The sequence below is a fragment of the Sandaracinomonas limnophila genome (genome assembly GCF_004005965.1).
Taxonomy (GTDB): domain Bacteria; phylum Bacteroidota; class Bacteroidia; order Cytophagales; family Spirosomataceae; genus Sandaracinomonas; species Sandaracinomonas limnophila.
This window is the reverse complement of the sequence record NZ_SACY01000001.1, coordinates 793,317-801,365: the sequence shown is the minus strand read 5'-3', so window position 1 is coordinate 801,365 and position 8,049 is coordinate 793,317. Positions and strand designations below refer to the sequence as shown.

General features: G+C 35.3%; 7 protein-coding genes and 1 rRNA gene. 4 read left to right on the top strand and 4 right to left on the bottom strand.

Translation table 11 applies throughout. The annotated features are described in order from the left end of the window. Position 1: 1 nt before the first annotated feature. The 3 genes from rrf (at position 2) to EOJ36_RS03515 (ending at position 2,373) form a co-directional block, all read left to right on the top strand. A 5S ribosomal RNA gene (gene rrf, locus EOJ36_RS03525) occupies positions 2-113 on the top strand. Positions 114-341: 228 nt separating this feature from the next. Beyond that, the gene (locus EOJ36_RS03520; protein ID WP_127802629.1) at positions 342-1,793 is read left to right on the top strand and encodes a DUF2271 domain-containing protein; all 1,452 of its coding nucleotides are present in this window, start codon (positions 342-344) and stop codon (positions 1,791-1,793) included. Position 1,794: 1 nt separating this feature from the next. Continuing rightward, entirely contained in the window at positions 1,795-2,373 is a 579-nt protein-coding gene (locus EOJ36_RS03515) for a PepSY-associated TM helix domain-containing protein (protein ID WP_127802628.1), read from the top strand. A 65-nt stretch (positions 2,374-2,438) separates the two neighbouring features. On the opposite strand, the gene hflX is transcribed toward EOJ36_RS03515, so the two are convergent. From hflX to atpA, 4 genes are all read right to left on the bottom strand, one after another. After that, positions 2,439-3,692 (bottom strand): GTPase HflX, encoded by a 1,254-nt coding sequence (gene hflX / locus EOJ36_RS03510; protein ID WP_127802627.1) that lies wholly within the window; start codon positions 3,690-3,692, stop codon positions 2,439-2,441. A gap of 63 nt (positions 3,693-3,755) precedes the next feature. Beyond that, positions 3,756-4,580 carry a DUF2911 domain-containing protein gene (locus tag EOJ36_RS03505; protein WP_127802626.1) on the bottom strand — a complete coding sequence of 275 codons (825 nt, stop codon included), beginning with the start codon at positions 4,578-4,580 and terminating at the stop codon, positions 3,756-3,758. A 4-nt stretch (positions 4,581-4,584) separates the two neighbouring features. Further along, the gene (gene atpG, locus EOJ36_RS03500; protein ID WP_127802625.1) at positions 4,585-5,466 is read right to left on the bottom strand and encodes an ATP synthase F1 subunit gamma; all 882 of its coding nucleotides are present in this window, start codon (positions 5,464-5,466) and stop codon (positions 4,585-4,587) included. 12 nt (positions 5,467-5,478) lie between these two features. Continuing rightward, entirely contained in the window at positions 5,479-7,059 is a 1,581-nt protein-coding gene (gene atpA, locus EOJ36_RS03495; RefSeq protein ID WP_127802624.1) for a F0F1 ATP synthase subunit alpha, read from the bottom strand. A 231-nt stretch (positions 7,060-7,290) separates the two neighbouring features. Between atpA and EOJ36_RS03490 the strand changes: the two genes are divergently transcribed. After that, on the top strand, positions 7,291-8,049 hold the full coding sequence (locus EOJ36_RS03490; RefSeq protein WP_317125894.1) for an FKBP-type peptidyl-prolyl cis-trans isomerase: 759 nt from the start codon (positions 7,291-7,293) through the stop codon (positions 8,047-8,049).

Below are 8,049 nucleotides of genomic sequence, written 5' to 3'. Positions count from 1 at the left end.
TTATGGAGCCGATAGGACGGGTGTTCACCTCTTCCCATCTCGAACAGAGAAGTTAAGCCCCGCACCGCTGATGATACTGGGATCAAACCCGGGAAAGTAAGTAAGCTCCAAAGTATTATTCAAGGCCAATCCGAAAGGGTTGGCTTTTTGTGTTTATAGAATCGAGGAATTGAGGAATCGGAGAATTGAGGAATCGGAGAATTAACAATTAACAATTAACAATTAACAATTAACAATTAACAATTAACAATTCCTTTCCCATACCTCTAAATTCCTGCCTTTCGTCTATTATTTTCGTATTCAAAGTTTTATGTTATTAGATTTGGTAAATTTCTAATTCTATGACAAATTTCGCTTTATTAGCAGCTTCATTGCTTAATCTTGTAAACAATCAATCAGGAACTCTTGTTTCCCATTTTGAAAATGTGTTGGGTACTTCTCTTTCGCTTAAAATTAAAGCTGATAATCAGTTAATGGCAGATCATGCCGAAGAGCAAATAATTGATTACGTCAAGCAACTTCAAAATAATTTGGGAAGTTTTTTGCCTGGCCAAGGTTTATATGAATTTAATAATAGTTCTTCTAAACAAATTGTGAATAATGATTTGAAGGAAGTAATGGTTCTTTTTGATAATTGGTCGGAGTTAACTAATGGAACAATTGCTTCACAAACAAATTCATTGAAGAATTTATGGCTTTCTGCTGAAGAGAAACAAATTTTACCCTCTGAAACAGATTTAAAAAATGTAGTAGCTTCAATTTCTTCAAATGCATGGGAGTTTGATGGTGAATATGTTTCTAAGTTAGCTGCAGGTGATATTCGTTTACATAGTTTGGCCAAAGGTTACGTATTAGAAAAAGCTGCAGAATTTGCGCTTTCTATAAATGGTGTTACGGGAATCTCTTTGAATATTGGTGGTGATATTTTGGTCAAAGGCGATATGTCAGAGTTTGTGAAAATTGCCAATCCTTCTAATTCTGAAGAAAATTCAACCTCTTTAGGTGTAGTTGAATTAAAAAATCAAGCTATTGCAAGTAGTGGTAATTATAAGGATGGTTTTGATATCAATGGAGTTCATTATTCACATATTTTTGATCCAAAAACGGGTTATCCAGCAGATCAAATTATTGGTTCTACTATAATTCATGAAAATGCAATTACAGCTGGAGCTATAGCAACAGCAGCAAACGTGATGAGTCCTCAGGAAACTGAAGAATTGGCTAAATCGATAGGTGAAGTAGAATATTTACTAGCCGAAAAAGATGGTAATATTATTACAAGTACTAATTGGAATGCAAAGACTGAAAATGTGTCATCTTCTATTTCTTTTGTGAATTTGAAAGAGAAATCTTGGAACCCCAACTTAGTGCTTCAAATTAATTTGGAATTAGCTGATTTAGGAGGTTATGCTCGTCGACCTTATGTTGCAATTTGGGTAGAGGATGAGGATCATAAGCCGGTTCGTCGATTAGCGGTGTGGTACCGTAAACCAAGATGGCTTCCAGATTTAAGAGAATTCTCTAATTCATTACGAGATGTAAATATGGATGTGTATTCTATCACTTCTGCAACGCGATCAGCTGGACAATATAATTTAATTTGGGATGGTAAGAATGATCAAGGAGAGTTTGTACCTCAAGGGAATTATACAGTTTTTATTGAATCTGCACGTGAACACGGTCCGTATGAATTAATGAAGCAAGTTGTAAAATGTGATGATAAATTTAAATCAGTTGCCTATCAGCCGAATGGTGAAATTTCGTCCGCTTCATTGGTATTAAAAAATAAATAAGATGAAGTTGAAAACAAAATTAGCTTCTTGGTCTAGATGGATCCACATCTATCTTTCCATGTTTAGCTTTATTGTAGTTCTTTTTTTCTCAGTAACAGGACTTACGCTTAATCATTTGGAATGGTTTCCAGAGAAAGAGGTTATTACTGAATTGAAAGGTAATATAGCATCTAATTGGGTGAATATTTCTGATACATCAAAAATTGATAAGCTGAAAATTGTTGAATTTTTACGAGAAAAGAATAAAGTCAAAGGGCTCGTAAATGATTTTAGAATTGATGATTCTGAAATTTCAATTTCGTTCCAAGGCCCTGGTTATGCAGCAGATGCTTATATTGATCGTTTAACTGGAAAATATGAATTGACAACAAATGAAATGGGTGCAATTGCCCTTTTAAATGATTTACACAAGGGAAGAGATACTACCCAATCATGGAAATGGGTAATTGACTTGTCTGCAATTTTTTTAATTGTAATTTCTCTAAGTGGATTAATTTTATTGTTATTCTTGAAAAAGAAACGATTAATGGGTTTGATATTATTACTAATTGGAGGAATAATTTTATATTTTTTTATTTAAAATTAATAACTCATAACCCATAACCCATAACTCATAACCCATAACTCCTAATTCATAATTATAAATTAAACAACTCCATCCGAATAATTCAACAAGTGATTGTTGCCATCTTGCCAATTTGGGAAAATGGTAAAATGTTTTTCCTTGATTAATTCTAATAAAACAGATCTAAGTTCCTCCAAATTAGACTTTTGTTCTGCGGAGATGAATACTGTTTTTGGGGTATTCGTTTGCCAGTGGGTATTTTTTAAGAATTCAGTAACTCGTTCAATTTTACTTTTTTGAATTTCTCCGTTTTCATCTATATGACTTCCTTCAAAAAAGACGTCTTCTACGTTATATAAATCTATTTTGTTGAAAACTAAAATAGTAGGTTTGTCGCCAATACCCATCTCATTTAAAATCCCTTGAACCACCTCAATTTGTTCTTCAAAATTGGGATGAGAAATATCTACCACATGCAATAAAATATCAGCCTCCCTTACTTCATCCAATGTTGATTTGAAGGATTCAATTAATAGAGTAGGGAGTTTTCTGATGAAACCTACTGTATCCGTTAAAAGGAATGGAATACCTTCCCAAGATATTTTTCTTACGGTTGAATCTACTGTCGCGAAAAGTTTGTTTTCGGCAAATACATCGGTTTTAGACAGTTTGGTCATAAGTGTCGATTTACCTACATTGGTATATCCTACCAATGAAACTCTAACCAAACGGTCTCTGTTTTTTCTTTGTGTAAATGATTGCTTGTCAATTGCTACCAATTTGTCTTTTAAAAAGGCAATTCGGTCATTAGCTATACGGCGGTCTGTTTCTAATTCTTTTTCCCCGGGGCCACGCATACCCACACCACCACGTTGTTTGGAAAGGTGGGTCCACATTCTGGTTAATCGTGGTAACATGTATTGGTATTGAGCCAATTCAACTTGAGTTTTCGCTTGAACTGTTTGTGCTCTTTGTGCAAAGATGTTTAGGATCAATAAACTTCGATCTAAGACCTTTATTTCTTTTTTGTACTCTTGGATAGCAAACTCGATGTTTCGTACTTGAGAAGGGCTTAAATCGTCATCAAAAATAATCATGTCTACATCTTTCATGATTACATAAGAAATGATTTCTTCTAATTTACCTTTGCCTACGTAAGTTTTATTGTCTGGACGAGTAAGATTTTGGGTAAAACTCATTAAGGTCATTACACCTGATGTACTAGCCAAAAAGGCTAATTCGTCCAAATATTCTTTGGTTTTATCTGTCCCTTGCTTTTGGGTACTTACCGCAACTAATACGGCGGTCTCTTGTTCTTTATCTGTACTATGCACGTTCTAATATAAGACAAAAAAGCCTTTCCGTAAAGAAAGGCTTTTCATTTCGTTTGAATACTTTTACAAACTATTGATTAGCTTTTCATTTAAAGCCACATAATCATCATTTTTTCCAGCTTTCGCTAATTCAATTGATTTTAAAGCTGTTGCTTTTGCACCAACTTTGTCACCTAATTTAGCTTGAATTTTTGCTTTTAAATGGAATTGCCAATAGGCATTTGGATTTGCAGTATTTGCTTTATTGACCCATTCCAGGGCTTTATTTAAGTCTCTACCTGTTTCAAAATAATAACTTGCAGCTTCAAAATAAGGTCTAGTGTCAACACTCATAGCCTTATCTATAGAAGATATTATTTTTGAATCAATATCTACTTCAACTGGAATATTTACAAGTGTTTTTTCCCAAGATAATTGAATGTCCATTTTATTTGCTGAAATATTCGCAAACTGAATGGTGAAATTTTCAATTGAATTGGAAATAGTTTGACTAGCAACTGAAACCTTTAAAACATCTTCTTCCGGATGGTAATTGAAAACACCATCTTTACCTTTATTGAACAATATCTCCCAATTCCCATTGTTTGGAATTGTCATCACTTGGTAAGACCCAGCTTTAAGGTCTTTTCCTGCAATTTTAACATCTTCTCCAAAGGTAATTTTAGTAGGAGAGTTTGCTCCTGTTCTCCAAAGTTTTCCGAAGGGAACTATATCTCCAAAAATCTTTCTACCTTTTGTGGCAGGTCTTGAATAATTAATTTCAACACTTGCTAAACCAAAGTCTTGTTTAATAGTCTGGGATGGACTAGGAGCAGGGGTTTTCACTCCTTGGGAAGTTCCTAAAAAACTCAAACATACAAAACCAATTAGTAGAAAAACCTTTTTCATTTAGTTAATTATTTAAAGCCTCTGCGCCACCTACAATTTCAAGGATTTCCTTGGTAATTGCTGCCTGACGAGATCTGTTGTATTCTAATTTCAATGCTTTTAATAATTCGCCTGCATTATCAGTTGCTTTGTCCATTGCAGTCATTCGTGCACCATGCTCAGAAGCATTTGATTCTAATAAAGACTTAAACAAAGATAATTTAACAGATTTTGGAATCAATTCGTTGATAATTTCGGCTTCATTAGGCTCAAAAATATAATCAACTGAAGATGCTGTAGATGCATCTGAATCTTTCTCAGCTAAAGGTAATAATTGTTCTGTACGAATTATTTGCGTCGCTACGTTTTTAAATTCGTTGAAAACCACTTCAACTACATCGTATTGTTGACTAGCGAACGCATTCAATACTTCTTCCCCAATTGAACGAACATTTGTGAAATTCAATTTAGAGAAAATTTCAGTATGCGTACCGTCTATTTTATAGCCTCTTCTTCCTAAATATTCTGCACCTTTTTTTCCAAGTGTTAAAATTGTAACATTTCCTGCTTGGTTTTGAGCCTCATATTTTTCTTGAATCAAAGCGATAGTTGCTTTACCAATGTTCGCATTGAAAGCACCACATAATCCACGGTCAGAAGTAATAGAAACGATTAATACGTTTTTAACTTCTCTTGCTTCAGTAAATGGATTTTCTTTTCCAGCTTCTGTTTTAGAAGAAACTGTAGAAATCATTTCAGTTAATTTCTGAGCGTATGGACGCATTTGAACAATCGCATCTGTAGCCCTACGCAATTTCGCCGCAGAAACCATTTTCATGGCTTTTGTGATTTGCTGTGTAGAGTTTACAGATGTGATTCTATTTCTTACTTCTTTTAAGGAAGCCATAAATTCTTAATTTTAAACTTCGTATTTAGCAGCTACTTCTTTACCAACACGCTTAACTGTTGCAGTTAATGTATCATCAAATTTACCTTTAGATAAATCAACCAAGGTACTCGCTTCAGTTGCTTTTAATACATTGATGAAATCTTTTTCAAACTCACGAATTTTATTTACTGGAATTTTATCCAATGCTCCTTGAGTTGACAAATAAATCATTGCAACTTGGTCTTCAACTCTTTGTGGAGCAAATTGAGGTTGCTTTAACATTTCTAGGTTACGACGACCACGCTCAATCGTTAATTTCGTAGAAGCATCCAAATCAGAACCAAACTTAGCAAATGCCTCCAATTCACGGAATTGAGCTTGATCTAATTTTAATGTACCTGCTACTTTCTTCATCGACTTGATTTGCGCGTTACCACCCACACGTGATACTGAAATACCTACGTTAATGGCAGGACGAATACCTGCGTTGAACAAGTTAGTCTCTAAGAAAATTTGTCCGTCTGTAATTGAAATCACGTTAGTCGGAATATAAGCAGAAACGTCTCCAGCTTGAGTTTCAATGATTGGAAGTGCAGTTAAACTACCGCCACCTTTCACAATTCCTTTGATTGATTCTGGTAAATCGTTCATGTTTCTTGCAATCTCATCTGAAGAGTTAACCTTTGCGGCACGCTCTAATAAACGAGAGTGAAGATAGAAAACGTCTCCAGGGTATGCTTCACGTCCTGGTGGACGACGAAGTAATAAAGATACCTCACGGTATGCTACAGCTTGCTTTGATAAGTCATCATAAACTACTAAAGCCGGACGACCTGTGTCGCGGAAGAATTCACCAATAGCAGCTCCTGTAAATGGTGCATAGAACTGCATTGGAGCAGGATCTGATGCAGAAGCAGAAACGATAACAGTATATTCCATTGCACCAGCTTTACGCAGAGTTTGTTCTACTTGCTTAATCGTTGATGCTTTTTGTCCGATGGCTACATAAATACAGAAAACAGGCTCTCCCTTATCGTAAAACTCTTTCTGATTGATAATTGTATCGATACAAACGGCTGTTTTACCAGTTTGACGGTCACCAATAACCAACTCTCTTTGTCCACGACCAACTGGAATCATTGCGTCAATCGCCTTGATACCTGTTTGCATTGGCTCAGTTACTGGCTCACGGAAAATTACACCTGGTGCTTTACGCTCCAATGGCATCTCATATAAATCTCCAGTAATAGGACCATTTCCGTCGATAGGCTCACCTAAAGTGTTAACCACACGACCTAAAATGCCATCACCCACCTTAACAGAGGCAATTAAATTAGTTCTTTTAACGGTATCTCCCTCTTTTACAAGGTTCGAATCGCCTAATAATACAGCTCCTACATTATCCTCTTCTAAGTTCAAAGCCAATGCCTTTAAACCGTTTTCGAAAACGATCAATTCACCTGCTTGTACGTTTGAAAGTCCGTAAATACGAGCCACACCGTCACCAACTTGTAGTACAGTGCCTATTTCTTCTAATTCTGCCTGAGTTTTAGCTTGAGATAATTGCTCTCTCAAAATCGCTGAAACTTCATCGGGTCTTACTGATGCCATATATGAATGGATTTACTGAAATATGATTATAGTTTGATTAAATTTCGGGTGCAAAATTAGTCAGGAAATTTGAATATTCCCATAACTTTTGCAAAAAATCGCTCAATTTGTAAGACTTTTTTTAGAATTGACCTCGGGGAAATTAACTGCCTTGTTAATTAACGTTAAAATAACCTTTGAAACGCAAATTTGTGTATATTCGAAGTTTATTTTACTACTAACAAAAATTAAATGAAAAATTCAATTTCAAAAATTGGCGGTGTGCTTGTGTTAACGGCTGTTTCCTTGACAGGTATGGCACAAACCAAAGCAAAACCTAAAGTATCAACTGTTAAAAGCCCTGTTGCAATTCAGGCAAAAAAAGAAGTCAAGTTATCATCAAATATCGACTCTGTAAGTTATGCAGTAGGAGTTTTAGTGGCTCAGAATTTTAAGTCCCAGCAGGTTACCTTAAATCATGAACAAGTAGCGAAAGGATTTGAATCTGTAATGAAAAATTCTGCTCAGTTGATGGATGTAAATACTTGCCAGTCTGTTGTGAATTCTTTTATGATGAAAAATCAGGAAAAGATGCAAGCAGAGGAAGCTAAAAAGTTTGAACCAAATCGTTTAGAAGGGGAAAAGTGGTTAGCCGCAAATGCTAAAAAACAAGGGATTGTAACTACAGCTTCTGGTTTGCAATATGAGATTATTAAAGCAGGTGATGGTCCAAAACCTACTGCAAACGATAAGGTTAAAACACATTATCACGGAACTTTAATTGATGGAACAGTGTTTGATTCTTCGGTAAATAGAGGGGAGCCTGTTACTTTTCCTGTAGGTGGCGTGATCCCAGGTTGGGTTGAGGCTTTACAATTAATGCCAGTGGGTTCGAAGTGGAAATTGTATATCCCGCAGAATTTAGCCTATGGTGCTAGAGCAGCAGGAGAAAAAATTAAGCCCTATACTGCCTTAGTTTTTGAAGTAGAATTGCTTTCAATTGAAAAATAA

Coding starts and splice junctions, on each gene's coding strand:
- EOJ36_RS03520 (WP_127802629.1), top strand. CDS start 342: ATGACAAATTTCGCTTTATTAGCAGCTTCATTGCTTAATCTTGTAAAC.
- EOJ36_RS03515 (WP_127802628.1), top strand. CDS start 1,795: ATGAAGTTGAAAACAAAATTAGCTTCTTGGTCTAGATGGATCCACATC.
- EOJ36_RS03505 (WP_127802626.1), bottom strand. CDS start 4,580: ATGAAAAAGGTTTTTCTACTAATTGGTTTTGTATGTTTGAGTTTTTTA.
- atpG (WP_127802625.1), bottom strand. CDS start 5,466: ATGGCTTCCTTAAAAGAAGTAAGAAATAGAATCACATCTGTAAACTCT.
- atpA (WP_127802624.1), bottom strand. CDS start 7,059: ATGGCATCAGTAAGACCCGATGAAGTTTCAGCGATTTTGAGAGAGCAA.
- EOJ36_RS03490 (WP_317125894.1), top strand. CDS start 7,291: ATGAAAAATTCAATTTCAAAAATTGGCGGTGTGCTTGTGTTAACGGCT.